Source organism: Streptomyces sp. 13-12-16, assembly GCF_002114215.1.
In the GTDB taxonomy this organism is placed as follows: domain Bacteria; phylum Actinomycetota; class Actinomycetes; order Streptomycetales; family Streptomycetaceae; genus Streptomyces.
The window spans coordinates 4093-4680 of sequence record NZ_NCTE01001302.1; the positions used below are offsets into that span (position 1 = coordinate 4093).

At 77.7% G+C, this 588-nt stretch carries 1 pseudogene; it reads right to left on the bottom strand.

Annotation, left to right across the window (positions count from 1 at the left end):
* A pseudogene (locus B7767_RS40160) lies at nt 1-588 on the bottom strand (4-alpha-glucanotransferase); the annotation flags it as partial.

The following is a 588-nucleotide window of genomic DNA, read 5'->3' on the forward strand; positions in this document are numbered from 1 at the left end:
CGCGCGGCCGTCGGCGGCAGGTCGTGGGTGGTGGCGGTGGCCAGGCAGTCCGCGCGCCAGGCGTCCGGCGGCAGCGGGCGCCGGTCGCCGTCCCAGTCCCGTTCGAACCACAGCACCGACGTGCCGTACACGCCCCGTTCGCGCAGCGCCTCGCGCACGCCGGGCTCGACGGTCCCCAGGTCCTCGCCGATCACCGTCGCCCCGGCCCGGGACGCCTCCAGGACGAGGACGGCGAGCATCGCCTCCGCGTCGTAACGGACGTACGTGCCCTCCGTGGGCGGGTGGCCCTCGGGGACCCACCAGAGCCGGAACAGGCCCATCACGTGGTCGATGCGCAGGGCGCCCGCGTACCGGAACAGCCCTCGCAGCAGGGCGCGGAACGGGGCGTACCCGCGGGCGGCGAGCCGGTCGGGGCGCCAGGGCGGCAGGCCCCAGTCCTGGCCGCGCGCGTTGAAGGCGTCCGGGGGCGCGCCGACGGACATGCCGGCCGCGAAGTACTCCTGCTGCGCCCAGGCGTCGGCGCCGCCGGGGTGGACGCCGACGGCGAGGTCGTGGACGATCCCGACCGGCATCCCGGCCTCGCGCGCG